We start from the raw sequence: 26,276 nt of genomic DNA on the forward strand, positions 1-26,276 counted from the left end.
ATCTAGGAGATTTATTTATGAGTAATATTGTTAATGAAAAAGTAGAAGATTATATAAGAAATACGCTTAAAGATAAGACAGGGCTTTTAAAAGAGTTAGAGGATTATGCGCATGAAAATAATGTACCGATAATACACAAAGAAGTGTCTGATATGCTAAACGTACTTTTAAAAGTACAGAGGCCAAAGAGGATACTTGAAGTAGGTTGTGCAATAGGATATTCATCTATATTTTTTGCAGATACACTAGATGGAGATGTAGAGATAATTACAGCTGAAAGAAATGAACAGATGATAGAAAAAGCAAAAGAAAACTTTAAAAAAGCAGAACTCGAGAATAAAATAACTATACTAGAAGGAGATGCTGAAGAGAATCTCGCTGAAGTTGAAGGTGAATTCGACATGATTTTTATCGATGCAGCAAAAGGACAGTATAAGTTGTTTTACGATATGGTTATAGATAAGCTAAAAGTTGGAGGACTTTTGATTTCCGACAATATTCTGTACAAGGGAATGATAGCTCACGACGACTTTGTAGTAAGAAGAAAGAGGACTATAGTTAAGAGAATGAGAAACTATTTAGACTTTATTTGTAATTGCGATTACCTTACTACATCTTTAATACCTATTGGTGACGGAGTTGCTTTGAGTTATAAAGAGAAAGAAGAGGGAAAATAATGAATTTGAATAAAGTAGAACTTTTAGCTCCAGCAGGAGATTTAGAAAGATTAAAAATAGCAATAACTTACGGCGCTGATGCAGTTTACATAGGTGGAGAAATCTTTGGAATGAGAACTGCGGCGAAAAATTTCAGTAAAGAAGATATGAGAGAAGGGGTTATTTTTGCCCATGAAAGAGGAAAAAGAGTATTTGTAACAGTTAATATAATTCCTCATAATGAAGACTTTAAGGTACTTCCAGAGTATCTTAAAGAACTTGAGGAAATCGGAATAGATGCGGTTATATTGGCAGATCCGGGTGTACTGAGCGTTGTTAAAGAAGTTATTCCAGATATGGAGGTACATATAAGTACACAAGCCAATAATACAAACTACATGAGTGCAAATTTCTGGTACAAGCAAGGAATTAAAAGAGTTGTTATGGCAAGAGAAATGTCATTTGACGAAATAAGTGAAATAAGAGAAAAAACTCCAAAGGATATGGATATAGAAGCATTTGTTCACGGAGCAATGTGTATTTCTTATTCTGGAAGATGTTTGATAAGCAACTACATGACAGGAAGAGATGCGAATAGAGGATCTTGCGCACAATCATGTAGATGGCAATACCACTTAGTTGAGGAGAAAAGACCTGGTGAATACTTCCCTATATATGAAGATGAGAGAGGGACATTCTTCTTTAATTCAAAAGATTTATGTATGATCGAGCACATACCTCAAATTATACAATCTGGAATCTACAGTTTAAAAATAGAGGGAAGAATGAAGACTGCTTACTATGTAGCATCAGTTGTTAGAGCATACAGAATGGCAATTGATGAGTACTACAAAAATCCTGAGACTTGGGAGTTTAATCCAATGTGGTTAAAAGAACTAGAAAAAGGAAGCCACAGACATTTCACAACTGGTTTTTATGTAGACAAGCCAGAAGCTTCTGAGCAAAATTACGATTCTGCATCTTATGTTAGAAACTACGACTTTATCGGTATAGTTAGAGACGTTGAAGATAGCGGATTAGTAATTACTGAGCAGAGAAACAAAATGTGCTTAGGAGATGAAATAGAGGTTATGGGGCCTTATAAAGAAACTACATATACAACTATTGAAGAAATGTACAATGAAGATGGTGAGCCAATCGAGTCAGCCCCACATCCAAGACAGATAGTTAAACTAAAACTTGGTGTTGAAGTTGACAAGGATTATATGTTAAGAAAGATAATACAAGAAAAAGTAGAAGGATAAGCCTTTTAAATCACAGGATGTAGTAATTATGTAGGAGCAAAATCTAATTTAATCCCTATGTAATAACTACATCCTTTTTGTAATTTTAATGCAGAGATTCTAGTTAAGAAGTAAAAAGAAGCGATAAATGTGTCCAAAAATATAGCGATAAAACGTTATATAGTCACTATTTAAAATTAATTTATACAATTTTTATTTAATTTGAGGGGGAATTTGAATGGATTATATACCACCAATTTACGATGTGAATTATTACTTTAATATTTACTTTTATTTATCTGCTTTTCTTATATTTGCAAATTCGTTCTTTTTTTTACAGAAGCAACAAGATATAATTGCATATATAGTAAATTCGTTTTTTTGCATAGCTTTTACAGTAGCTACTACATATAAGTCAGCTGTATTTGTAGATGAATATAGTGGTCACGGAAATCCCACATGGCTTTATTTTTTGATAGGTCAAGTGGTAGTTACTATAGTAGTTATTTATATTTATTCAAGAAAGAATAGAAAGAAAGAGTACATGAAATAACAGAAAGAAATAATAACAAATAAGAATGGGAAATATGAATAACAAAATAATAACAAATGATAATAACAAGTAAAATGGTTTATCTAAAATTTACAATTTAAATCATCAAAATATTTAGAGATTAAATAAAATAAATGTAGTATAAAAATTAGAACATATAGATCTAATAAGGTATGTGATTTAATCTTTAACGATAAGAATGAAAGCAGGTATTTTTGTGATAGATATAAACAATATTAGAGATATGATAAATTCAAAGAAAGTATTCAATTACAATATAATGCTCATAGGTTTTATGGGAGCTGGTAAAACCACAGTATCTAAACATCTATCTAAAATGCTAGGGATGAACTGTATAGAGATGGATGAACATTTAAAGAGTGAACAAGGGATGTCTATATCTGATATATTTGAAAAGTATGGTGAAGATCACTTTAGGGATATAGAAAGTAAAGCAATTGAAGATTTGAAAAAAAAATCTGGAACTATAGTTTCATGTGGGGGAGGAATAGCACTTAGACGCCGTAATATCGACGCTATGCGATCGCAAGGAAAAATCGTGCTACTCACAGCGACTTCACAGACTACATTAGATAGAGTTAAAGAGAGCGATGAAAGACCGATACTAAATGGAAACATGAATGTGGAATTTATAGAGAGCCTTATGGAAGCGCGAAAAGAGAAGTACTTAGCATCAGCAGATATTCATGTAGACACAAATAAAAAATCTGTTGAAGAAGTATGTGAAGAAATTGTAGAAAAATTAATTGATCTTGAAAAATTATTTTTATAAAAGAGTATTAGCCCCTTGCAATTGGTCAATATTATAATTGTTAAGGGGTGATTCTATGTCTAGATTAAAAAATTCATCTTCTGGTGTTATGGGCAGAAGAATATATATATTATTTATAGTATTAATTGTAGTTTTTGGAATATTGATATATAGGATTGTAGATATTCAAGTTATAAAGAGCGATAAATACAGTCAAAATGCAGAAAATCAAAGTGTGGAGAAAGTAGAACTGAACAGCGGAAGAGGTATTATCTACGATCGAAATGGTAAGAAGCTAACAGATACAGTTAAAAAGACTGTATTGGTTGTAGAAAAAGAAAAATTGAATAACAATCACAATCTAATAGATTTAATCGAAAAAGCTACAGGAATTACAGAATTAGATATTTATAAAGCTATTCAGCAACAGATGGACAAGACTCTTGTAGAATTAGAAGTGAAAAAATAGACAGCCAGTATACAGCTCAATTAATAAAAAATGGAATTTTGATTGAAGAGAAAACTTCAAGGTATTCAAAAGATAATTTACTATCCCATACAATTGGATATATAAATAAGGTAGACAACGTTGGAAAAATGGGAATTGAAAAAAGCCTTGATAAAGTTCTCAAGGACTCAAATGAGAAGTATGTAAGTGTATTTAAAGCTGGGCGTATTGGAAATAAAGATGATTTAAATATCCTGAAAGGTGGTATAAAAAAAGTAGTAGAAAATGCAAACGACAAACATGTTAAACTTACAATAGATTCAAACATCCAAAAAAAGGTGGAGAAAATTGCAGATAAAGAAGAGCATCCAACGGCGATAATTGTATCAGACGTGAATACTGGAGAGATACTAGCTATGAGTTCTAGACCTAACTTCGATCCGAATAATCTTACAAAGAGCTTACAGGGAAAAGATAGAGAATTTGAAAACAGAGTAATAAAATCGACATATGCTCCAGGATCCGTTTTTAAAATGGTAGTGCTATTCTCTGCATTAGAGAATGGAATAGTTGATGAAAATTATACCTATACGTGCACTGGACAAACTAAGGTAGGAAACACCAATGAAATTCTAAAATGCCATAAGCACAACGGCCACGGATTTCAAAATTTAAATAATGTATTTTCAAATTCATGCAATCCTGCTTTTTTAGATATTGGTATTAAACTTGGGAGCGAAAAAATTCTGAAGACTGCGGAGAAACTTCATTTATTTGAAAAAGTAGACATTGGATTAGATGAGGAAAATATGAGGAAAAAACCAGAGAAAATATTCCTTAGAAATTTAGCAATAGGTCAAGAAAACATGGAATTTACTCCAATACAAATAAATCAAATGACACAAATTATAGCTAATAACGGTACTTATAAACCGTTAAAGCTTTTTGACAGTATTGTAGATAATGAGGGTAGAAGTATAAAAACTTTTAAATCCAATAAATCAGAGGAGATAATATCACCTTATGTTAGCACTAGAGTTAAAGATATGATGAAATTAGTTTCTACTGTTGGGACAGCAAAAGTTTTAAAAGATTTAGAAGGCGGTTCGGGAGTCAAGACTGGTACTGCTCAATCAAATATTAATAAAATACCAATAGAGCATGGTTGGACAACTGGATATTATCCGGCGGATAGACCAAAGTATGTCATAACCGCTATTGTCGAAGGTAATACAAAGGGCAATAAATCAGCAGTTCCTTTATTTAAAGAGATATGTCGAAGTTTGGAATAAAGTAAAAAACAAGTTAAATATTTAGTTAATTTCGATGAAACAACTGACAAAATAAAACAAAAAATCAAAATACTCTTGCAATAAAATAAAAAAATTGATAAATTAAAATAAACACATCTATATTTTATTTTTGAGAGTATTTAATAAGAGGAGGGGTTAGAATGAAAATATTAGTAACAGGATTTGATCCATTTGGTGGAGAGAAAACAAACCCAGCTGAAGAAGCTGTAAAGCGTATTAGCAACAATATAAATGGAGCAGAAATTGTTAAGGTAATAATACCAACTGTTAGAGAGAAGTCACTTCAAGTTATAGAAAATGCGATTGAAGCTAACAAGCCTGATATAGTTATATCTATAGGTCAAGCAGGAGGTAGATTTGAAATAACTCCAGAAAAAGTTGCTATAAATATTGATGATTTTAGAATAGAGGACAATGAGGGAAATCAACCAATAGATGCTACAATTAGAGAAGATGGCAACATTGCGTACATGACGAGTTTGCCAGTTAAGGCAATAGTAGAGCATATGAAACAAAACGGTATACCATCATCATTATCGTATACAGCAGGTACATTTGTGTGTAATCACGTAATGTATGGGGTTCTTTATCTGATCGACAAAAAATATCCAAATATAAAAGGCGGATTTATACATATTCCGTTCTCGACTAGTCAAGTAATTGATAAGAAAAACACTCCTTATATGTCTTTAGACGAGATTGTAAAGGGATTAGAATTAGCGATAGAAGCTTGTACTCTACACTCTGAAGATATAAAGGTAAAAGGTGGTGAAATTTGCTAATGGAAAATCTTGAGGAATTATTAAACGAAAAGAATTTCTTTAACTACGATAAAAATACAAGTGAAGTTGATGGGGTTAATAGCAGTATAATTGTTCCTAAAAATGCGACTTTAGAAGAAAAATTAAAGGCAATAGATTTATGTGCTTTAGTTGGATTTAAAAGTACAGCACTCGATTTACCAATAGTTAAAATAACCGAAGAAAATGAAAGTTTAAGCGAAAGCGATTTAAATATATCTGAAGTAGATATTTCTGATTTAACTAAAAACTTTATATCTGGTTCCAAAGTTGTTGAAAGTGCAAAAAGGGATAAGTTAGCTTTATCTGAAAAAGTATACAATATGCAGTTAAAAGATTTAGAAGATATATCCTCTTTAGAAAAGGGGCTTTTAATTGATACAGACAACGATTTTTTAGCCGATGAAATAAATGCAAAAATAGTATTAGCTAAAGATTGCTCAAATCAGGAGTTTGTAGCGGCTTGTAATATTGCAACAATTTTTGGATTAAATAGTTTAGGTTGTAATATTCCACTCGCATGTTCTGAAGATGAGTTGGACAAAGACTGCGACAAAATAAAGGTATTTGTGGGCAAAAAATTTAAAAATAGAAACAATAATGATTTTGAAAATAATATATCAGTTGATAGGGAAAATAATTCTTTGATCATATCTGGAAATAACGATGATATAATTGAGACTTCAGAGTTTTTCTGCAAAAACTACGAGTATTTAATCAAAGAAAATGAAGTATCTATAAAAGAATTTAAACGCGATATAGTTGACTACTTAAAACCTCAAACAAATACTGAAATAGTAAATATTTTTGAAAAAGAGTACAACTTTGATTGGGAAGTTAATGATGTTAAAGAGATTTTCAAAGATAAATTATCAGGTAAATTATCTGCTAATGATGATGTAGAAGTTAAGATTTTAGTTAGTGAAGAGAAAGAAATTAGAGATGATCTAAAAGAATTTATTATTGATTACTTAGATAGAGAAAATATAAAATCAACTAAATGCAATGTGTTTTGTTCATATAAACAAGGGTTAAGTTGGATAACTGAAGAAATAATTCCACAAATGAAAGAAAAATTAAGTTTAGACAACATTGGAAAGATAGACCTTTATTTTAAGCCGTTTTTACCAGAAGGCAAGACGACTTGGAATGATGAAGATGGATCTATTCCAAATATAGATGCCTCTAGATCGGACGATCCAGAAAAATTCTTTGATTTACCTATAAGACTAGTTCAAGAGCTATTTCCAGTAGATGACTTGATTGAAAAAGAGATAGGTTTATCTAGAGATAATATAGATTTTAAAATGCTAGAAAACGGAAATACAGATTATGAATTTATCGTTTACGATAAGAGTGGTCAAATTATATATAAAGATGTATTTGATGTCGAATATTCAGAAAGACCTTATCTAGATGAGTTCCCGGGAATAGGAAAAGTTCATCCAAATACAGGGCTTGTTGAGGTTAAGGTAAATGGAGAAATTGTATTAAAACAAACTGTAAAAACTGATGTTGAGAGAATGTGGGACGTTTACCAATCTGAAATACTAGAAGATTGTAAAAAATATATTTTAGATAAATCTGATGGAAAACCTATTATTGAGAAACAGCCTTTCTTCAATACTCTTAGATTAGAAATACTCACTAGTGAGCCAGACTACAAGCTAGATGTTAGACAAGATATTATATCTGTACTCAGTGCACTTCATGAAGATATGTACTTTGCAGGGTTAGATTTCTTCAAGACATTGGGAATCAAAACTGTTGGACAGGCATTAGAAGAGCCAGGTTTAATACTTCCTATAATTAAGAAGAGAAATGGTCAAGGAACGTATATGAAGGCTACATTAGAAGTGGCAAAAGTTGAAGAATACGACAGAAATAGTGTAACTGTACATATAGATAAAGTTTATGTAAAAGAAGGATTGCTAGATACTGTTTATGTAGATATAAAGACTGAAGATACGGACAGTATAGTGTTAATGAATAGAGTTAAGGCAATAGAAGACAAAATATTGCCTTCACAATATGGGTTTAAAACGTTACATATAAATATAAATGGTAAAGACGTCGAATTTATAAATAGCAATAGATTTGTAAAACAAGTAGGATCGATAGATATAAGGGATATAGATATACCTCAAGATAGAGTTATAGGCTACGACGAGTATATAGATATCGTGGACAAACTTAAAAAAGTAGATGGGATAAAAGTTTGGAAGGCTTCAAAATCTTATCAAAATAGAGATATTTACGCTATAGAGATAACAAAAGAATACAAGTCTAGTATTGTTTCTAGAACTAAGCTTATAAATAACAAACCGGTATTCCAGATAAATAACAGACATCATGCAAATGAGATATCTAGTACAAATTCAGCATTCTTACTATTAGAGCAACTTTTACAAGATGAAAAGTACAGAAGTTATTTAGATAAATTAAATATAGTTATGATACCTTTTGAAAACGTTGATGGAGGATATATACACTACGAACTTCAAAAAGACAACCCAGAGTGGCAACTTCATATAGCTAGATTTAATAGTGTTGGAAAAGAATTTGCAAGAGATTACTTCAAAGAAGACAGCAAATATACAGAGAGCAGAGCACTTACAAAACTATGGTATAAATGGCTACCAGATATACTAGTCGACAACCATGGTGTCCCAAAACACGAATGGGATCAACAGTTCTCAGGTTACACATCACCTTGGTTTAAAGGATTCTGGTTACCTAGAGCTCTATTTTACGGATATTTCTGGTATTTAGATTCAGAAAAATATCCCGACAATAGGATACTTAGTGAAGCGCTACAAGATGTAGTAAGCGATCAGATAAATGCAGATAAAGAAATAGAGGGATGGAATTTAGATTGGCAAAATAGATTTGAGAAGTACGCTCATCAATGGATGCCAAAACTATTCCCAGCTAATTACTACAAAGATTTAATTTACTACTGGATACCTTACCAACCAGATCCAAACGCATGGCACGTATCTCATAGATACCCTTGGATAACTGCACTTGACTGGACAACAGAGGTTTCAGATGAGACAGCTCAAGGTGAATATTTAGATCTTTGCAGTAGAACACATAATATCTCAGATATAGCAACTATAGATATGATGGCTAACGCTAAGTATAAATTTAGAGAAGATGTTATCAAAAAAGACAATCAAATAGTTCTTAAAAATGTAAGAATAAGACCAATACAAGTATAGGGGCTTATAATTGAGGAGGAAAACAAATGATTAAATTAATCGGAATTTTGATTATTGTTGTTGGATTTGCTTTAAAGTTTAATTCAATAGCTATAGTAATGGCAGCCGGTATAGTTACTGGATTAGTTGGAGGAATGTCAATAACAGATATTCTTACAACATTAGGGGAGACATACGTTGCAAATAGATATATGGCCATATTTATCATCACATTACCTGTTGTAGGAGTGCTCGAAAAAAATGGTCTGAAGCAAGTTGCTGGTGATCTAGTTAAGAAGATGAGCAAAGCTACACCAGGGATATTAGCAATAGGATATACAATTATTAGAGGTTTCCTAGCAGCATTCAACGTAAGTTTTGGAGGAGTTGCAGGATTTATAAGACCAGTTATTTCACCTATGTCAGAAGCTTCTGTTGAAAAATACGGGAAAAAGCTTGAACCTAGAGATCTTGATGAGATCAAAGGTATGAACAGTGCCGCGGAGAATGTGAGTTGGTTCTTCGGCCAAGTTCTATTTATTGCAGGATCAGGAATACTTCTTGTTAAGAGTACGCTAGACCCAGCTGGATACACGATAGATCCAGTTGCTGCAGTTAGAGCAGAAGTACCAGTATTTATAATAGCAGTTATAGTTTCAGCATTCTTCTTTATGATGACAGATAGAAAGATCATGAAGAAATACAAAAAATAACGGACAGGAGTGATGGATATGGAAACAAAAGATATTCTAATGGAAATTATATATATCGCATGTGCTCTTATGTCTGCTTATATAGCACTTAGAGCTTTAAATGATAAAGAACAAAAAAATAGAACAGGAACATTTATATTCTGGATGGCGTTAGCAGCGGTTTTAGGATTGGGTAATTTTATTCCTCCGATAGCATCGGGAATACTTGTAGTAATAATGACTTTACCGCCTATATTCAATAAAGTATCTATAGGTGTAAATAAAGAAATACCAGAAGAATTTAAAAGAAAAATGGCAGATAAATTAGGCAATAAGATATTTATTCCTGCTCTAGCAATGGGGATACTAGCTTTAGTATTTGGAATTGTACTTCCAAACCTTGGAGCGTTAGTTGGATTAGGATTTGGTATACTAGTTTCTGCGATAATGATACTTGTAATGGCAAAAGACAAAGTAAGTGCTATCCCATCGGAAGGTAAAAAACTTTTAGAAGCAGTTGGACCGCTTGCAATACTGCCACAGTTATTAGCTTCATTAGGAGCTATATTTGCTGTAGCTGGAGTTGGTGAAGTTATAGCGGGGATGGTAGGTAATTTTGTTCCAGAGGGAAATGTAACGATAGCAATAATCATATATGCAGTTGCAATGGCTCTCTTTACAATGATCATGGGAAACGCATTTGCTGCATTCTCAGTAATAACTGTAGGTATAGGTATACCATTTATACTTAAATTTGGTATGGATCCAAACGTAATAGGTATAATAGGTTTAACAAGTGGATACTGTGGAACATTAATGACTCCGATGGCAGCAAACTTCAACGTAGTTCCCGTCGCTATATTAGAGATGAACGATAAATACGGAGTTATAAAAAAGCAATTGCCAATTGCCCTTGTAATGTTAGCAGTGCAAATAGTTTTAATGATAGTAATGGGTTAATAAATGAAAGCTTTTAAGATCTTTGTTTACGGAACTCTTATGAAGGGTTACCGTAACTACGACAAATATTTAGACGGACATATTAATTCAATAAAAAGTGCATATGTGCATGGGAAGTTGTATCATCTGACTGATGAAGAGTGCCCAGCCATAGTAGATGGAAACGAAAAAGTCTATGGTCAGGTAATGGAGGGTATAGATGACGACAAAGGTACAATACTTAACTCAGTAGATGTGCTTGAGAAATATTTTGGAAACAATTCCACTGTAATGTACGAGAGAAGAAAGAAGGAAGTTTTTTATGAAGATGGTACTAGCGAGATGCTGGATATGTACATATTTGTAAACGATGAATATCTTGAAGCTCACGATAACATTTACATTGAAGATGGAGATTGGGATAGCTTTAAAAAGGCTATTTAATTAAAAATTATATATTTAGATTAAAGCCCCTTATCTGTTTAATTAAATTATAAAGATAAGGGGCTTTTTAGTGAATTAAAAAATAGGCTAATAAGTTTTTGTGTGCAAATAAGTTGCACTTCGTATCAGAATAGATTAGAATTCTTATAAATGAAATGAATCTTACCATTTTAAATCATTATATTATGAAAGTAAAATAATGATTTAAAATAAAATATTAAGGGGATTGGAGGACTTTATATTGTAAAAAAAGAAATTTAAAATATCACTACTATAGATAAGTAAATAAAATTGAAATAGTCCCATCTAGAACTAAACGTATTCTAGATGAGACTATATAGGGGGATTTAGAGTTTAAAGAATAGGTAAACTGATTGAGACTAAAATCTGCTTAAAATTCTTTACTCAACTCTTTCTGAAGTTTATTTAACGCTTTTTTCTCTATTCTAGATACATAAGATCTAGATATGTCTAATTTTTGTGCTATCTCTCTTTGAGTTTTATATCCAAGGGGTGTGAGTCCATATCTCAATTGCACAATTTCTCTTTCTCTAGGAGTGAGTATATCGTTCAATTGTTTGTATAGTTTACCAACTTCTACTTTTAATTGAACCTCATCTATCACGTAGTCGATATCTGTTCCTAGGATATCAAGTAAATTAATTTCATTACCTTCTCGGTCTGTACCTATAGGGTCTTGAAGTGACACCTGAACCTTATTCTTTTTATTTGTCCTTATATGCATCAAGATCTCATTTTCGATACATCTAGATGCATACGTAGCTAGTCTAGTTCCTTTATCTATTTTGAAAGTGTCAATGGCCTTTATAAGCCTATAGTGCCTATTGATATTAAATCATCTTGATCTTCTGCGGCATTGTTATACTTTTTTGCTATATAGGCCACTAATCTCATGTTTCTCTCTATTAAAATATCTTTAGCATTTCTGTCTTCTTCTATTTTAAACTCAGTTAAATATTTGATTTCCTCTTCAGGGGTTAGTGGTTTTTCAAACGATTTAGCAGTAGTCAATAAGTCACCCCCTTTATACGGTCACCTTAAATTATATGAAGAGGACTTATCCAAGTTGACTGATAAAGCTAAAATAAAAGAGTAATAATACATACTTAATAAATATATTTAATTGTTGTTTGAAATAGGCATGGTGCTGTAGATGATTTATCTATAGGGGAAGAGTATATAAAATAAACGTGGTTGTATTTACGAATAATAACTAATCGGGTAATATTAAGGATATATTTGAATAAATACAATAAAATTTGAAATTATATAAAATAAATTCGGAATCTCAAATAGGTATAATTGTACATATCGATGTCAATAAAATAAAGGAGAACAAGTTATGGAAATAAATGCAAAAACAAAAACTACATGTCTTTTTGGGCATCCAGTGGAGCACAGTTTTTCTCCAGTTATACACAACTACCTTTACGAAAAATACCAACAAAATATTATATATGAATGTTTTACTGTGAGTAAAGAAAATTTAGAAACCGCTGTAGAGGCTATAAAGGTTTTAGGTATAATTGGGTTAAATGTTACGATTCCACATAAGGTAGACATTATGAAATATTTAGATTTTTCAGATAAAAAGTCTGAGCTAGTAGGTGCAGTTAATACTGTTAAAAATGAGGGAGGTGTTTTGTCAGGATACAACACTGATGGAGTAGGATTTGTTCAGTCAATATACGATAAAGGATGTACTGTAAAAGGAAAGAAAATCCTTATACTTGGTGCAGGCGGGGCTTGTAGAAGCGTATCTATAGAACTTGCAATTGAAGGTGCAGAGTCTATTGAGATAAGAAATAGAAGTTTAGAAAATGCAAATAGTATTGTAGAGATAATAAATTCGAACTTTGAAACTAAATCTAGATGTAATAGTAAAGAAGTTTCTAAGGAGGATCTTCAAAGTATAGATATACTTATTAACACAACCCCGATAGGCATGGAAAGCAATGATTGCCCAATTGAAGAGAATATATCTATAGATAAAGATATTCTTGTATGCGATATAGTGTACAACCCTCATAATACAAGTCTTATTAAGTGGGCGAAGGGTCAAAATTTGGACACAATGCACGGAATTGATATGCTCGTAAACCAAGGGTTGGCAGCATTTTATATATGGACTGGAATTAAGCCATCTTTGGAAGACAAAGAAAATATAAAAGAGCTTTATGAAAAATCAATATAGTATTTTAAAATAACATAATAGTAATAGTATTTTAAAACAATAGATTGATGCTGTAGCTTTAAAATACTATGTAATGCTGTACGCTGGTGAAAAATGAGTATAATATGGATTTCTGAGAGGAGAATTTATTGAGAAGAAACAAGGGTTTTATCGCAATAGAGTGTGTAGTGAGCCTTTCGATACTGACTATTTCAGTCTATTTGGTATCTACAGCTCTTCAAAACAGCTATAGACAGGTTGCAAACAATGAAAAAAATAGAACAATGTTAAACTTGGCGAAATCTCACCTAGAAAATCAAAAATACAAGATAAAGAATACAGAAAGTGAAGTAATAGAAATAAAAGCATTAGATATACAAAGCAAAGGAATTGGAGAATACAATGTTTCAAGCACGGTTATACCGAATGATAATTTTTATAAAAACTACAAAGTAAGTGTAAAAGTTACAGGAGATAAGAGAACTATGGAGTTGGTTAGCTATGTTACGAAACAATAGAAACAGTAAAGGTTCGGTGTTGATTGTTTCTCTTTTAGTATTTTCTATAATAAGTACAATTAGCATTGTTAGCATTAGTTGGATATTTACAAACAGTAAAATATTTAGCTTGGAGTATAAAGATAATCTTTTAAAGGAAGGTTCACTGAGCGGATCGGAAATAGCAAAGAGCAATATACTAAGAAATATAAGAAAAGCTATAGATACAACGTCTAATGAAAGCGGGTTTAATGAGTATTTCTTAGGAAATAACATGGAAAATTTAATTAATGATATAAAGAACATAAGCAGTAGCGGATTAGAGAATGTCACTGTTAAAGTAAGTAATAATAGAGTTACTGAAGAAAATGGATATTTGATATTTGGGATTGTAAGCACATCAAAGGACGGAAATTATTATAAAACATTAAATGTAGATGTAGCTATTAAAAATCCATATAGATTAGAGGATTATGATATAAATCTAGAACCTGATAATAGTGAAGTAAACCAAACTGAAAACTATGTGAAACAAGAAAATAATACAGTAGAAAACAATATAAGCGAAAATGATACAAAAGAAAACAATGACCTCAACGAGTGTGACTATCTTAGATTCTATAATTACAGGGGGCTTTAATTTGAAAAGAGAAGGAATGTGACCGTAGTTGAGCTAGTTGTAACCATAAGCGTAATTATTTTAATATCTACTTTATGTATTCCAAAAGGAAGTATAGATAATAGGGCGATTAACTTATTCTCAAGGCAGTTCTGTTCGGATATTAGGTTTGTGAGGCGAGAAAATATGCTTGGAAACTATAATACTTACATATACTACACTAAAAAAAAGTATGTAGAAGGATATATTTTAAGAAAGGATGGGGAAGATATAAAGACCAACCTTTTACCACAAGATGCAAAGATAGACCATAGTTTAAGTACTATAAAATTTAAAATTGATGGATCTCCGGTAGAAAAGGGATCTACTATTGAGGTGTATAAGAAGAAATACTGCAGGTACATTACTATAACACCAGTAAGTGGAAGAATTCTTCTTAAGGAAGATAAATATGAGAGTTAAAAAGGGGTTTCATAAGGTGTACATGAAACTTATGAAACGGTATTCAAATGCCTTTAATATTCATAATTCCAATGGATATTTGTTAATAGAAGGTGTAGTCTCATTATCTGTAGTTGTAGTTATATCTTTAACTCTTTACTCACTTCTAAGTATTAGTATAAATTTAAAAAATAAAATGAACGATTCTCTGGAACTTCAACAACAAGCTGTTGAGATGACAAAGCATATTGAAAGTCTATTTTCAAATAGCAAGGGGATTATAAGTGTAGTTCCTAGAACAAATAGAGAAGGTTTTAAAGGAAGAAATGTTGAGGAATCAGGAGTTGAAAAAAGTGAAGAAGTAGAAGAGTTTAAAAATGGAAAAATTTGCTATGATTCATTTGTAGATACAAGATCAATTCAGCTAAAATATTCATCCGAAGACAATAATATAGATGATAAACAAATTTATTTAAATGAAAATAGAGATAAAGTATTTGTAACTTCAGTGAAAAACGGAGCCAGCCAACCTGGTGGGTATGAAATTGGCGACTATGTAGATAATATGTTTATACAAAACTCAGCAGACGATAGGTATATCAAAGTACTTTTAAAACTTTCTAAAAACTCACAAAAATACACAACAGAATTTGATATAAATATGTTGAATTTTGAGTAAAAGGTGAAATATATAGCATATATTATGCAAAAAATACTAAATCAGTATTTAATATCAAAAAATAAAGCTATAAGCTGTGTCAAATCCTTGTTATATGTGTGTATTTTGTGATATGATAATACTAGAAAAATTTGTAATCATGTACTTTAGGAATTTATAGGATATGATTTAAATAAAGTATGGTTAATGCTACCGTATTTATAAGATTTTAGATGGAGGAATAAACATATGGTATCAGCAGGAGATTTTAGAAAAGGCATAACATTTGAAAAAGACGGACAACCATGTCTAGTTGTAGACTTCCAACATGTTAAACCAGGTAAGGGAGCGGCTTTTGTTAGAACAAAATACAAAAACTTAAAAACTGGGGCTACAAGAGAAGAAACTTTCAACCCAAGTGAAAAGTTCCCAAAAGCTATAATTGATACAAGACAAATGCAGTATTTATATAACGATGGAGAATTATATTACTTCATGGATGAAGAGACTTATGAGCAAATTCCTTTGGACTATAGCCAAGTTGAAGAAGCTGTTAAATACTTAAAAGAAAATGAAGTAGCTACAATAAGATTCTACCAAGGTCAACCTTTCCAAGTTGAGGCTCCAAACTTTGCAGAATTAGAAATAGTTGAAACTGAGCCTGGTATAAAAGGTGATACTGCAAGTAATGTTACCAAAGCAGCTACAGTAGAAACAGGAGCAGTTGTACAAGTTCCATTATTTATAAACGTTGGTGACAAGGTTAAGATAGATACTAGAACAGGCGATTATTTGTCAAGAGTATAAAAAGTTTTATTAAATAGGTATATAAAAGCTTATATGTCTTAATAATATAAGATGTATAGGCTTAAATTATATATTAAATATGAAAGTGAGGAGACTATATGAAACATTTATATGAAGAAGTTGCTTATTTAAAGGGATTAGCAGAAGGAATGGATATCGACAAAGAAAGTAAAGAAGGAAAAATGATACATAAGATAGTTGATGTATTAGAAGTTTTTGCTGATTCTATAGTAGTCTTATCAGAAGATCAAGATGATTTAAAAGATTATGTTGATTCGATAGATGAAGATCTAGCTGATGTTGAAGATAGTTTAGAGGAGATATTCGAAGATGAAGATGATGACGATTACGACGATTTAGATTTCATCGAGATGGAGTGCCCTAACTGTGGAGAATTAGTAGATATAGACGAAGACTTACTATACGATGAAGATGTTGATATAGTGTGCCCAGAGTGTGATGCAGTGATATTATCTTCTGAAGATGATGAAGAAATTTGTGGTTGTGGTAATTGCACAAGCGACGAAGAGTAATAGATTTGTAAAATTCAAAACTGCCTATGAGACTCAAGATTTTGTGTTTCATAGGCAGTTTTGAATTTATGAATATTATAGAATTTAGTTTTTGCAATAGTTAGCGAAAAATAGTAAAATATATAGTAGATAAGTATGTTTTGGAGGTGAATTATGAAAATTAATAGAAAATTAATAGAAAATATACAATGTTTTGAAAAAGTAATAGGGTACGACTTTAAAAATAAAGATTACATCCTTGAAGCGCTTACTCATAGTTCATATTCTAATGAGAATAAGAGATTTAACTTCAATGAGAGGTTTGAGTTTCTAGGAGATTCTGTATTAGGGGTTGTAGTAAGTGACTATTTATTTAGATCAGAGCAGAATATACCAGAAGGTGAACTTACTAAACTTAGAGCTAATATAGTTTGTGAAGAATCACTAAATGAAGTTGCTACAAATATAAATTTAGGTGATTATATGTTGCTTGGAAAAGGTGAAGAGGCCACAGGAGGAAGACAGAGAATTTCTATCCTGGCAGATGCCACGGAAGCTGTAATAGCTGCGATATACCTAGATGGAGGATTTGAGTGCGCTAGAGATTTTATCCTTAAATTTATGGGGGATATAATTCAAGATACTAGAAAAGGAAATATATTTAGAGATTATAAAACTCATCTACAAGAATTACTTCAAAGTAGAGGAGAAAATAATATTTGGTACAATCTTATAGAAGAAAAAGGGCCAGATCACAATAAGAGATTTGTTATGGAAGTTGGTATAAACGATGAAGTTTTAGGTGTGGGAGAAGGTAAAAGTAAAAAAGAAGCTGAACAATTAGCTGCTAGAGCGGGGCTTAAAAAGATGCGATAGTTATATACAACTAATTTATGAATTACAGAGGATGATAACAATGAAGAAAAAAATAATTCCTATATTTGTACCTCACGAAGGATGTCCTCACGACTGTATTTTTTGCAACCAGAAAAAGATAACAGGAGTGAGTACCAATGTAACAGAAGAAACGGCTAAATCAGTAATTGAAGAATGTCTTGAGTATATAGATAGAGATTCAAGTATAGAAATTGCGTTTTTTGGAGGAAGTTTTACTGCCATAGATATAGATATTCAAAGAAAATTATTGGCAGTAGCTAAAAGTTATATAGATAGCGGGGATGTCGATTACATTAGATTATCGACAAGACCTGATTGTATAGATGAGCAAAATTTAAGTATGTTAAAAGAGTACGGAGTCAGAATTATAGAGCTTGGAGTGCAGTCACTTGACGAAGATGTACTGGACGAGAGTATAAGAGGACATAAAAGCGAAATAGTCTATGAAAGTGCAAAATTGATTAAAGACGCTGGATTTGAGCTTGGATTACAGATGATGCTTGGTCTTCCTACAGATTCTGAAGAAAAGTGTCTCTACACTGCAAAAGAATTTATAAAAATGAATCCTAGTTGTGTAAGAATTTATCCTACACTAGTTGTTCAGGAAACAGGTCTTGAAAAATTGCTTTTAGAAGGAAAGTACACTCCTTTTACGTTGGAGAAAAGTATAAGTATAGTTAAAAAATTGCTAGTGCTTTATTATATAAATAATATTAATGTAATAAGGGTTGGGCTTCAAGCTACAGATGACATTCAGATGGGAGAGGCGGTAATAGATGGACCGTACCATCCAGCTTTTAAAGAGCTTGTGGAGTCGGAAATGATAAAAGACTACTTAGAGAATGAAGTAATAAGTAATTACGACCTTGATAAAGAGTTAGTAATTAGGTCCAACAAAAAGAATATATCAAAACTTATAGGCAATAAAAAGTCAAATAAAAATTATATTATGAAAAAATTTGGACATAAATTAAAGATAGAAGAGACAAATATAGATGAAGAGCAACTTCACATTTTGATAGATCAAAGAAATATACTGAAAGTAAGTATGAGCGATATTTACTCTAAATTGTTTAGTGTTTATAATCTTTAGAGAAATAATTGATTAAGGAGAAAGACATTGTACTTAAAGAGATTAGAATTAAAGGGATTTAAATCATTCCCAACGAAAACTGATATATCTTTCAACAAAGGAGTTACATCTATAGTAGGTCCTAATGGTAGTGGAAAAAGTAATATTTCAGATGCAGTAAGATGGGTTTTGGGAGAACAGAGTATAAAGAGTCTTAGAGGCGATAAACTAGAAGATGTTATATTTATTGGTACTGAAACAAAAAAGGCTATGAATTATTGTGAAGTTGAGCTTACTATTGACAACTCTGACAATGAAATGAATATTGATTTTAGTGAGGTTACAATAAAAAGGAGAGCATATAGAAATGGCGAAAGTGAATTCTATTTAAATAACAAAGTTTGCAGGTTGAAAGATATAAAAGAGCTTCTTTTAGATACAGGAATAGGAAAAGATGGATATTCTATTGTAGAGCAGGGTAAAGTTGATGAAATACTTAGCAATAACCCTCAAAATAGAAGAAAGATATTTGATGAAGCTTGTGGTATATCTAAATACAGATATAAAAAGAATGAAGCAGAAAAGAACCTACTAAATACGAAAGAAAATCTTGAGAGAATTCAAGATATATACATAGAGATAGAAAACCAAATAAAACCTCTATACAATCAACAGTTAAAAGCTAAACAGTATAAGGAATTTACAGAGAGGTTGAAAAAACTTGAAGTTAATAGCTTTTTAAGAGATATTGAGAATTTGGACAAAGAGATCGATGAGCTTGTCGAACACAGCAATATGATAGAAGCAAATCTCAAAGAGAGAGAAAAGGAAAAAGAAACTGTAGAAAATGAGGCTGCTGAACTAGATAGAGAGTCAAAAGTTCTAGATGAAGCTATAGAAAAGGCTGTAGAGTATATCAATTCTATAAAAGAAGTTATATCAGAAAGAGATATGCAGATCAACCTTATAAATGAGAGAATTAAAAATTTTAAGAGAGAGATTTACTCAAAACAAAAAGAATCTTCTGAAGCTGATGAAAAACTTAAGGTGTATAGAGAAAGCTTGGTTAAGCTTGGAAAAAGCCAAGAGGAAAATAATCAATTAGTTGAGAAGCTAAAATCTGAAATAGAAGAACAAGAAGCACACAATTCAGATAAAAAGTCTTCAATACAAGGTTTAACAGAAGAAATTGAAAACTTAAAAGAAGGCATAATAGACATTCTTAATAAGAAGCAGGAACTTAGTAATAGGCTATCTGCGATGACAGCAAATAAGGAAAATATGCTTTCAAGATCAAAAGATATAGAAGTTGAACTCGATGAAATTCTGGTTAAAGTAAAAGGGAAATATAAGGAACTTGAAGAAAGTCTGTTGACAATGGAAAACAGTAAGGTTGCATTTAATAAGTTGATTGGAAGTAGAGATTCTGAGCTAAATGAAGTAAGAAATCTTAAAAACTTTGCACTTAGGTTGGAAGGTAAAATACAAAAAAATAACTATACTTTAAACGACTATAAATCTAAAATAAACATTTACAATGAAATGGAAAATCACTATGAGGGATTTAATAGAGGCGTAAAGGAAGTTTTAAAAAATAAAGGTCTTGATGGAATTCATGGAGCACTTGGCCAGCTTATTGGTGTGCCTAGAGAATACGAAAAAGCTATAGAATCAGCGCTTGGAGGTTATCTACAAAATATTATTACTAAAGATGAAGTATGTGCAAAAAATGCAATAAACTACCTTAAGAAAAACAATCTAGGGAGAGTTACATTTTTACCTATAAGTATAATAAAAGGAAATCCAATAAATCTAAAAGCTGTAAAGACTAAGAATAAGGCTATAGGAATTGCAAGTGAGCTAGTTTCATACGATATAAAATATAAAAATATTTTAGTAAGTGTTTTGGGTAGAACAGTAATTGTAGAAAATATGGACACTGCAATTGGGTTTGCAAATGAAACTGGGCATAAGTTTAAAATTGTAACACTTGATGGAGAAGTTCTAAATATAGGAGGATCTCTGACAGGTGGTAGTTTGAAAACAAATGGAAATATACTTTCTAGAAAAAGAATAATAAGCGAATATAAAGAGAGCATAGAGAAATTGGATAAAGAGATAGCTACAATTCAAGAAGAACATAGATATATAGCTAAAGAAATAACTGATAAAGAACAAAATATTACAGTATTAGAAGCGAAAATTAAGGATGCTGAGAAACAAATTTTCGAATTAAATCTACAAAATAGCAACTTAAAGAACGATATAGAAACTTTTGAAATTAGCAATGGAAAATTAGAAAAAGAAAAGGCTGGTATATCTGAAAATCTAGCGTATACAATAGAAAGAATAGATTTAATAAATAATGATATTGAGACATTGGATGAAAAACATTCGAAAATCAAGCTTAATATAGAAAAATATACTGAGTTGCTTAAAAATCAAAATGATGTATTTGAAGGGGATAAGATCAGCTTTGATAAACTCAAACTAGATCTTGTAAAGTACAGTCAGACATCTGATACAATAGATAAAGATATAGAGAGAATTAAAACTGAATGCTCAGAACTAGAATCTAAAAAAGAAGTTCTAGAAGTATCTGTAGATAAGTTGAAAGAAGAAATTAGAGAGTTATCAGAACAATTAAAACTAGAAATCGAAGAAAAAAATAATTTAGCAGAACAGCTATCAGAAAACGAAAATAATTTAGATAATAAGCGTATTTCAAAGGTAAGTATTAAAGAAAAGTTTGAAGAGTCTAATAAAAACGTCAAAATCATCGATAGACAGTATATACATTTCAAAGAGAGTTTATTTAAAGTTGATTCTAAACTTGACAGAGTAAGAGCTAGTCATGAATCTTCTCTAAATAAACTTAATGAACTTTACGACCTTACCTTTATATTTGCAAATGAACTTAAAGATGAAGAATTGAATGTAGATAAAAAAGTTATATTTAGCCTTAAAAGAGAAATAAAAGAACTTGGGAATATTAACTTGGATTCTATTAAAAAGTATGAAGAAATAAAAGAAAGATATGATTTCTATAGTGTTCAAAAGAAAGACCTCGAGGATTCAATTAAATGTATAGAGGAAATAATAAATTCGCTTGAAAAAAATATGAAGGATGAATTCGAAGTTCAGTTTGATAAAATTAATGAAAAGTACAAGTATGTTCACGACAGATTATTCGGAGGCGGACATGGAGAACTTATACTTGAAGATAAAGAAAATATTTTGGAGAGCGATATAAGCATAGTTTCACAGCCACCTGGAAAGAAGATGAAAAATTTAAACCTATTATCTGGTGGAGAAAAGGCACTTACAGCGATAAGTATATTATTTGCAATACTTATGACTAAACCAACACCGTTTTGTATACTGGATGAAATAGAAGCACCACTTGATGATGCTAATATATATAGATTTGGAGAGTTTTTAAAGGAGTTATCAGAGGATACACAATTTATAGCTGTAACTCACAGAAGAGGTACTATGCAAGCTTCAGATTTTATATATGGAGTTACAATGCAAGAAAAAGCTATATCAAAGATTATTGGGCTAAAACTTAGTGAAGCTGAGAAGATATCAAATGCTATGTAAACTACAATGAAGAAGTGAAAATTTTATTAAATTAAATTGCTCAATCAGGAGGAAGATAAGTGTTCAAAAAGTTTTTTAAATCGAAGAAACAAGAAGATAATCAAGATGAAGTTAAAGATATAGAACAAGTTCCACAAGAAGCAGATGAATCACAGGAAGTTAATAAATCTGCAGAAATTAGTGAATCACAACAGGTTCAAGAAGGTATTGACGAAGTTACAGTAGAAGAGGGCGACAATAAAGAGATAGATATTAAAGAAGCAAATAATAATGATAAAGAAACAGATAATAAGGGTGCAAAAGATGGGGAAGAATTTGAAAAAATTGATGAAAGTATAGATTTTGTAGAAGGATCAGAAACCTCAGAATCCGGAGAAGTAGACGGTGAAGTTCTTAAAGAAGAAGTGAAATCAATTCAAGATGAAGTTCAAGATGAATCTCATGAAGAAATTCATGAAAAGGAATTAGAAGGGGATTCAGGAGAAGAAAATCTTAATATGTTTGAAAGACTTAAACAAGGTCTCACAAAAGCGAAACAGGGAATAACTGATAAAATAGATACTATACTTAAGTCTTACACAAAAGTAGATGAAGAGTTGCTTGAGGATCTAGAGGAAATTCTTATAACATCTGATGTAGGAGTGAATACTACAATGGATATAATTGATTCTCTTAGAAGTAGAATTAAAGAAAAAGGTATCACAGATCCAATGGATGTTAGGATAGAGCTGAGAAGTATAGTAGAAGAGATTCTAACAGAAGAAAATACTAAATTAGATATAAATCCATCTCCGTGCATAATACTTATGGTAGGAGTTAATGGCGTTGGAAAAACAACAACAATAGGAAAACTTGCCACTAGATATAAAAAAGAAGGAAAAAAAGTATTACTTGCTGCAGCAGACACGTTTAGAGCAGCAGCTACTGAGCAGTTGGATATATGGGCTAAGAGAGCAAATGTCGATATAATTAAGCATAATGAAGGAGCAGATCCCGGAGCTGTAGTATTCGATGCAGTTAAAGCAGCAAGGGCTAGAGGTGTAGATGTTCTTATATGCGATACTGCCGGGAGACTTCATAACAAAACAAATCTTATGAATGAGCTCGGTAAAATATTTAAAATTGTAGATAGGGAATTCCCTGAGGCTAAGAGAGAGGTACTTCTAGTAGTAGATGCTACAACAGGTCAAAATGCAGTTTCACAGGCAAAGACATTTAAAGAAGTGGCAGATATAACTGGTATAGTTCTTACCAAATTAGACGGTACTGCAAAAGGTGGAGTAGTGATTGCAGTTAAGTCTGAAGTGGATGTACCTGTTAGACTTATAGGTGTAGGAGAAAAGGCGGAAGATCTTCAAGACTTTGATGCTAAACTGTTCTCAGAAGCTCTATTTGGAAATTAATATACAGTAGGATAATGCAATAGTTAATGTATATTTTGATTTCAATAGTATGTTGAGATAATTAATAGCAAATAGAGTAAAATTAATTGTTGACAATGTAAAATTTATAAGTTAAAATACAATGTGTAAAGTAAAAGAACTTTACAGTATGATGTTTGGAAGTGTTTGATATGAATATCGAAAAAATGGTTGAAGTAGGTTTATTATTTGAGCAGTATAGAGAGTTGCTAACGAAGAAACAGAGTGAAATAGTTAGTTTATACTACGAAGAAGACTACTCACTTGGAGAGATAAGTGAGAATTTAGGTGTTTCAAGACAGAGTGTTTACGATACACTTAAAAGATCAGAAAAGATACTTAGAGACTATGAAGATAAACTTCAATTAGTTTCTAAACTTCAAGAACACGAACAAAGCATAAAATTGATACATGAAGAAATTGTCAATTTAAAAGTAAGTTTAAAAAGCAAACAAGACTGTGATGATTTAATCCCTAAGTTGGAAAGTATAGAAGATATATGTAGGGGGATGATAAAATGATATTTGAAGGTTTATCTGATAAACTGCAAGGAGCATTTAGTAAGCTTAAATCGAAAGGAAAACTTACTGAAAGCGATATAAAGGACGCAATGAGAGAAGTTAAACTGGCGTTACTTGAAGCCGATGTTAACTTTAAAGTTGTTAAAGACTTTGTTAAAAAAGTGCAAGAAAGATGTGTTGGTCAAGAAGTTATGCAGAGCTTAACTCCAGGTCAACATATAATAAAAATAGTTAATGAAGAGCTTACTGAGCTTATGGGCGATGTTCAAAGTAAAATAAGTATATCTTCAAAACCGCCTACAGTAATAATGATGGTTGGTTTACAAGGTGCTGGTAAGACGACTACATCTGGTAAATTAGGGGGATACTTTAAGAAACAAGGTAAAAAACCTCTACTAATTGCTTGTGACGTATATAGACCAGCGGCTATAAAACAATTACAGGTTGTAGGTGAAAAACTGGATATTCCAGTGTTCAGTATGGGAGATAAAGAAAAGCCTCTTGACATAGCAAAGGCAGGATTTAACCATGCTACTAAAAATGGTAATGACATAGTTATAATAGATACAGCAGGACGTCTACATATAGATGAAGTTCTTATGGAGGAGTTACAGTCGATAAAGACTGAAGTCAAACCACACGAAATACTTCTTGTAGTTGACTCAATGACTGGACAAGATGCTGTAAATGTCGCTGAAAGCTTCAACGAGACACTTGGAATCGATGGAGTAGTACTTACTAAACTTGATGGTGACACTAGAGGTGGAGCAGCTCTTTCAATAAAAGCTGTAACACAAAAACCGATCAAATTTATAGGTATGGGCGAGAAGCTTGAAGATTTAGAACCGTTCCATCCAGATAGAATGGCTTCAAGAATTCTTGGAATGGGCGATGTACTTAGCCTTATAGAAAAGGCACAGGAGACAATGGATCTTGAAAAAGCAAAAGAATTAGAGCAAAAAATAAAGAAACAAGACTTGGATTTTGAAGACTTCCTAGAGCAAATGGAACAGATTCAAAATATGGGTCCACTAGATAAAATACTGGGTATGATGCCAGGTATGGGAAATATTAAAGACCAACTTGGAGACGTAGATGTCAACGGCAAGGAAATGAAGAGAACTAAAGCTATAGTTCAAGCGATGACAGTTTATGAGAGAAGAAACCCAACAGTGCTAAACGCATCGAGAAAGAAGCGTATAGCGAGAGGTAGTGGAACTAGTGTTCAAGATGTAAACAGGCTTATAAAGCAATTCAATGAAATGAAGAAGATGATGAAGATGTTTACAGGAGCACAAAAAGGCATGAAAAAAAGAGGCGGCCTGGGAGGTTTACCTTTTTTCAAATAAATAATAAAAAATAACAATTTTCGGAGGTGCTTTAAATGGCAGTTAAAATAAGATTAAAAAGAATGGGTGCAAACAAAAAACCTTTCTACAGAATAGTAGTAGCAGATTCTAGATCACCAAGAGATGGAAAATTCATAGAAGAAATAGGATACTACAATCCAGTTTCTGAACCAAAACAAGTAAAAATAAACGATGAAAAAGCTGTAGCGTGGTTAAAGAATGGTGCTCAACCAACAGAAGCAGTTAAAAACTTACTTGCAAAAAACGGAGTAATGGAAAAATTTGAAGCTTCTAAATAATAAAATATTTTATTAGGAGATGTATGATATGAGGGAGTTAGTTGAAGATATAGCTAAAGCTCTAGTTGACAAGCCCGATGAAGTTGTCGTTAATGCAACTGAAGACAAAGGTGTTACTATCTTGAAGCTTACAGTCGCAGATGACGATATGGGTAAAGTTATCGGAAAGCAAGGTAGAATAGCAAAAGCTATAAGAACTGTTGTGAGATCGGTAGCAAACAAAGAAAAAATCAAGGTTACTCTTGAGATAATATAGAAAAGGGGGTTAGGTATTCACCTAATCCTTTTTGTTTATAGTATATAATAGAATAATATTTATATA

At 31.6% G+C, this 26,276-nt stretch carries 27 protein-coding genes and 1 pseudogene; 26 read left to right on the top strand and 2 right to left on the bottom strand.

Going from position 1 to position 26,276, the window contains the following annotated elements:
* Positions 1 to 17: 17 nt before the first annotated feature.
* The 11 genes from T473_RS0104130 (at position 18) to T473_RS0104175 (ending at position 11,064) form a co-directional block, all read left to right on the top strand.
* Positions 18 to 677, top strand: coding sequence for an O-methyltransferase (locus T473_RS0104130; RefSeq protein ID WP_024620767.1), 660 nt, complete (start codon positions 18 to 20; stop codon positions 675 to 677).
* Entirely contained in the window at positions 677 to 1,921 is a 1,245-nt protein-coding gene (locus T473_RS0104135) for a peptidase U32 family protein (RefSeq protein ID WP_024620768.1), read from the top strand. Before T473_RS0104130 ends, T473_RS0104135 begins: the two co-directional genes overlap by 1 nt.
* 217 nt (positions 1,922 to 2,138) lie before the next feature.
* Positions 2,139 to 2,453, top strand: coding sequence for a hypothetical protein (locus T473_RS0104140; RefSeq protein ID WP_024620769.1), 315 nt, complete (start codon positions 2,139 to 2,141; stop codon positions 2,451 to 2,453).
* A 217-nt stretch (positions 2,454 to 2,670) separates the two neighbouring features.
* The gene (locus T473_RS0104145) at positions 2,671 to 3,246 is read left to right on the top strand and encodes a shikimate kinase (RefSeq protein ID WP_051365866.1); all 576 of its coding nucleotides are present in this window, start codon (positions 2,671 to 2,673) and stop codon (positions 3,244 to 3,246) included.
* A 55-nt stretch (positions 3,247 to 3,301) separates the two neighbouring features.
* Complete coding sequence (locus tag T473_RS19015; RefSeq protein WP_242825852.1) at positions 3,302 to 3,694, top strand: penicillin-binding protein 2; 393 nt, start codon at positions 3,302 to 3,304, stop codon at positions 3,692 to 3,694.
* Between the two features lie 38 nt (positions 3,695 to 3,732).
* Positions 3,733 to 4,965, top strand: a complete 1,233-nt coding sequence (locus T473_RS16180; protein WP_242825853.1) for a peptidoglycan D,D-transpeptidase FtsI family protein — start codon at positions 3,733 to 3,735, stop codon at positions 4,963 to 4,965.
* A gap of 161 nt (positions 4,966 to 5,126) precedes the next feature.
* Positions 5,127 to 5,768, top strand: coding sequence for a pyroglutamyl-peptidase I (gene pcp, locus T473_RS0104155; RefSeq protein WP_024620770.1), 642 nt, complete (start codon positions 5,127 to 5,129; stop codon positions 5,766 to 5,768).
* Positions 5,768 to 9,010 (top strand): M14 family metallopeptidase, encoded by a 3,243-nt coding sequence (locus T473_RS0104160; protein WP_024620771.1) that lies wholly within the window; start codon positions 5,768 to 5,770, stop codon positions 9,008 to 9,010. Before pcp ends, T473_RS0104160 begins: the two co-directional genes overlap by 1 nt.
* Positions 9,011 to 9,036: 26 nt before the next feature.
* Complete coding sequence (locus tag T473_RS0104165) at positions 9,037 to 9,702, top strand: DUF969 domain-containing protein (protein WP_024620772.1); 666 nt, start codon at positions 9,037 to 9,039, stop codon at positions 9,700 to 9,702.
* Between the two features lie 18 nt (positions 9,703 to 9,720).
* Complete coding sequence (locus T473_RS0104170) at positions 9,721 to 10,641, top strand: DUF979 domain-containing protein (protein WP_024620773.1); 921 nt, start codon at positions 9,721 to 9,723, stop codon at positions 10,639 to 10,641.
* Positions 10,642 to 10,644: 3 nt separating this feature from the next.
* The gene (locus T473_RS0104175; RefSeq protein ID WP_024620774.1) at positions 10,645 to 11,064 is read left to right on the top strand and encodes a gamma-glutamylcyclotransferase family protein; all 420 of its coding nucleotides are present in this window, start codon (positions 10,645 to 10,647) and stop codon (positions 11,062 to 11,064) included.
* 391 nt (positions 11,065 to 11,455) lie between these two features.
* Here T473_RS0104175 and T473_RS16185 read toward each other — a convergent pair whose 3' ends face one another.
* On the bottom strand, positions 11,456 to 11,869 hold the full coding sequence (locus T473_RS16185; RefSeq protein WP_416386991.1) for a sigma-70 family RNA polymerase sigma factor: 414 nt from the start codon (positions 11,867 to 11,869) through the stop codon (positions 11,456 to 11,458).
* Positions 11,846 to 11,979 (bottom strand): annotated as a pseudogene (locus tag T473_RS20075) (sigma factor); the annotation flags it as partial. The gene T473_RS16185 and the pseudogene T473_RS20075, both read right to left, overlap by 24 nt.
* A 448-nt stretch (positions 11,980 to 12,427) precedes the next feature.
* On the opposite strand from T473_RS20075, the gene aroE reads away from it, so the two are divergent.
* The 15 genes from aroE (at position 12,428) to T473_RS0104255 (ending at position 26,210) form a co-directional block, all read left to right on the top strand.
* Positions 12,428 to 13,279: a shikimate dehydrogenase gene (gene aroE, locus T473_RS0104185; RefSeq protein WP_024620775.1), complete on the top strand. Its 852-nt coding sequence runs from the start codon at positions 12,428 to 12,430 to the stop codon at positions 13,277 to 13,279.
* Between the two features lie 128 nt (positions 13,280 to 13,407).
* Complete coding sequence (locus T473_RS0104190) at positions 13,408 to 13,776, top strand: type II secretion system protein (protein ID WP_024620776.1); 369 nt, start codon at positions 13,408 to 13,410, stop codon at positions 13,774 to 13,776.
* Positions 13,760 to 14,395: a hypothetical protein gene (locus T473_RS0104195; protein WP_024620777.1), complete on the top strand. Its 636-nt coding sequence runs from the start codon at positions 13,760 to 13,762 to the stop codon at positions 14,393 to 14,395. The genes T473_RS0104190 and T473_RS0104195 overlap by 17 nt, the downstream gene beginning before the upstream one ends.
* Positions 14,396 to 14,413: 18 nt before the next feature.
* Positions 14,414 to 14,836 carry a pilus assembly FimT family protein gene (locus T473_RS0104200; protein ID WP_024620778.1) on the top strand — a complete coding sequence of 141 codons (423 nt, stop codon included), beginning with the start codon at positions 14,414 to 14,416 and terminating at the stop codon, positions 14,834 to 14,836.
* Positions 14,826 to 15,494, top strand: a complete 669-nt coding sequence (locus tag T473_RS0104205) for a hypothetical protein (RefSeq protein WP_051365867.1) — start codon at positions 14,826 to 14,828, stop codon at positions 15,492 to 15,494. Before T473_RS0104200 ends, T473_RS0104205 begins: the two co-directional genes overlap by 11 nt.
* Positions 15,495 to 15,722: 228 nt before the next feature.
* Positions 15,723 to 16,280 carry an elongation factor P gene (gene efp, locus T473_RS0104210; RefSeq protein ID WP_024620780.1) on the top strand — a complete coding sequence of 186 codons (558 nt, stop codon included), beginning with the start codon at positions 15,723 to 15,725 and terminating at the stop codon, positions 16,278 to 16,280.
* Between the two features lie 98 nt (positions 16,281 to 16,378).
* The gene (locus T473_RS0104215) at positions 16,379 to 16,813 is read left to right on the top strand and encodes a CD1247 N-terminal domain-containing protein (RefSeq protein ID WP_024620781.1); all 435 of its coding nucleotides are present in this window, start codon (positions 16,379 to 16,381) and stop codon (positions 16,811 to 16,813) included.
* A gap of 153 nt (positions 16,814 to 16,966) precedes the next feature.
* Positions 16,967 to 17,668, top strand: a complete 702-nt coding sequence (gene rnc / locus T473_RS0104220) for a ribonuclease III (RefSeq protein WP_024620782.1) — start codon at positions 16,967 to 16,969, stop codon at positions 17,666 to 17,668.
* 40 nt (positions 17,669 to 17,708) lie between these two features.
* A complete protein-coding gene (locus T473_RS0104225; RefSeq protein ID WP_024620783.1) occupies positions 17,709 to 18,782 on the top strand; it encodes an elongator complex protein 3 in 1,074 nt (357 codons plus the stop codon).
* Between the two features lie 27 nt (positions 18,783 to 18,809).
* Entirely contained in the window at positions 18,810 to 22,364 is a 3,555-nt protein-coding gene (gene smc / locus T473_RS0104230; protein WP_024620784.1) for a chromosome segregation protein SMC, read from the top strand.
* 59 nt (positions 22,365 to 22,423) lie between these two features.
* Positions 22,424 to 23,767, top strand: coding sequence for a signal recognition particle-docking protein FtsY (gene ftsY, locus T473_RS0104235; protein WP_024620785.1), 1,344 nt, complete (start codon positions 22,424 to 22,426; stop codon positions 23,765 to 23,767).
* Between the two features lie 170 nt (positions 23,768 to 23,937).
* Positions 23,938 to 24,306 carry a YlxM family DNA-binding protein gene (gene ylxM, locus T473_RS0104240; RefSeq protein ID WP_024620786.1) on the top strand — a complete coding sequence of 123 codons (369 nt, stop codon included), beginning with the start codon at positions 23,938 to 23,940 and terminating at the stop codon, positions 24,304 to 24,306.
* Entirely contained in the window at positions 24,303 to 25,655 is a 1,353-nt protein-coding gene (gene ffh / locus T473_RS0104245) for a signal recognition particle protein (protein WP_024620787.1), read from the top strand. The genes ylxM and ffh overlap by 4 nt, the downstream gene beginning before the upstream one ends.
* Before the next feature lie 35 nt (positions 25,656 to 25,690).
* Complete coding sequence (gene rpsP / locus T473_RS0104250; RefSeq protein ID WP_024620788.1) at positions 25,691 to 25,954, top strand: 30S ribosomal protein S16; 264 nt, start codon at positions 25,691 to 25,693, stop codon at positions 25,952 to 25,954.
* 28 nt (positions 25,955 to 25,982) lie between these two features.
* Positions 25,983 to 26,210 carry a KH domain-containing protein gene (locus T473_RS0104255; protein WP_024620789.1) on the top strand — a complete coding sequence of 76 codons (228 nt, stop codon included), beginning with the start codon at positions 25,983 to 25,985 and terminating at the stop codon, positions 26,208 to 26,210.
* Positions 26,211 to 26,276: the final 66 nt, after the last annotated feature.

This window comes from Clostridioides mangenotii TR, from assembly GCF_000498755.1.
In the GTDB taxonomy this organism is placed as follows: domain Bacteria; phylum Bacillota; class Clostridia; order Peptostreptococcales; family Peptostreptococcaceae; genus Metaclostridioides; species Metaclostridioides mangenotii_A.

Coding starts and splice junctions, on each gene's coding strand:
- T473_RS0104205 (WP_051365867.1), top strand. CDS start 14,826: ATGAGAGTTAAAAAGGGGTTTCATAAGGTGTACATGAAACTTATGAAA.
- pcp (WP_024620770.1), top strand. CDS start 5,127: ATGAAAATATTAGTAACAGGATTTGATCCATTTGGTGGAGAGAAAACA.
- T473_RS0104170 (WP_024620773.1), top strand. CDS start 9,721: ATGGAAACAAAAGATATTCTAATGGAAATTATATATATCGCATGTGCT.
- T473_RS0104215 (WP_024620781.1), top strand. CDS start 16,379: ATGAAACATTTATATGAAGAAGTTGCTTATTTAAAGGGATTAGCAGAA.
- T473_RS19015 (WP_242825852.1), top strand. CDS start 3,302: ATGTCTAGATTAAAAAATTCATCTTCTGGTGTTATGGGCAGAAGAATA.
- T473_RS0104225 (WP_024620783.1), top strand. CDS start 17,709: ATGAAGAAAAAAATAATTCCTATATTTGTACCTCACGAAGGATGTCCT.
- efp (WP_024620780.1), top strand. CDS start 15,723: ATGGTATCAGCAGGAGATTTTAGAAAAGGCATAACATTTGAAAAAGAC.
- T473_RS0104160 (WP_024620771.1), top strand. CDS start 5,768: ATGGAAAATCTTGAGGAATTATTAAACGAAAAGAATTTCTTTAACTAC.
- rpsP (WP_024620788.1), top strand. CDS start 25,691: ATGGCAGTTAAAATAAGATTAAAAAGAATGGGTGCAAACAAAAAACCT.
- T473_RS0104255 (WP_024620789.1), top strand. CDS start 25,983: ATGAGGGAGTTAGTTGAAGATATAGCTAAAGCTCTAGTTGACAAGCCC.
- aroE (WP_024620775.1), top strand. CDS start 12,428: ATGGAAATAAATGCAAAAACAAAAACTACATGTCTTTTTGGGCATCCA.
- ffh (WP_024620787.1), top strand. CDS start 24,303: ATGATATTTGAAGGTTTATCTGATAAACTGCAAGGAGCATTTAGTAAG.
- T473_RS0104195 (WP_024620777.1), top strand. CDS start 13,760: ATGTTACGAAACAATAGAAACAGTAAAGGTTCGGTGTTGATTGTTTCT.
- T473_RS0104140 (WP_024620769.1), top strand. CDS start 2,139: ATGGATTATATACCACCAATTTACGATGTGAATTATTACTTTAATATT.
- rnc (WP_024620782.1), top strand. CDS start 16,967: ATGAAAATTAATAGAAAATTAATAGAAAATATACAATGTTTTGAAAAA.
- T473_RS0104130 (WP_024620767.1), top strand. CDS start 18: ATGAGTAATATTGTTAATGAAAAAGTAGAAGATTATATAAGAAATACG.
- T473_RS0104135 (WP_024620768.1), top strand. CDS start 677: ATGAATTTGAATAAAGTAGAACTTTTAGCTCCAGCAGGAGATTTAGAA.
- ylxM (WP_024620786.1), top strand. CDS start 23,938: ATGAATATCGAAAAAATGGTTGAAGTAGGTTTATTATTTGAGCAGTAT.
- T473_RS0104165 (WP_024620772.1), top strand. CDS start 9,037: ATGATTAAATTAATCGGAATTTTGATTATTGTTGTTGGATTTGCTTTA.
- T473_RS0104175 (WP_024620774.1), top strand. CDS start 10,645: ATGAAAGCTTTTAAGATCTTTGTTTACGGAACTCTTATGAAGGGTTAC.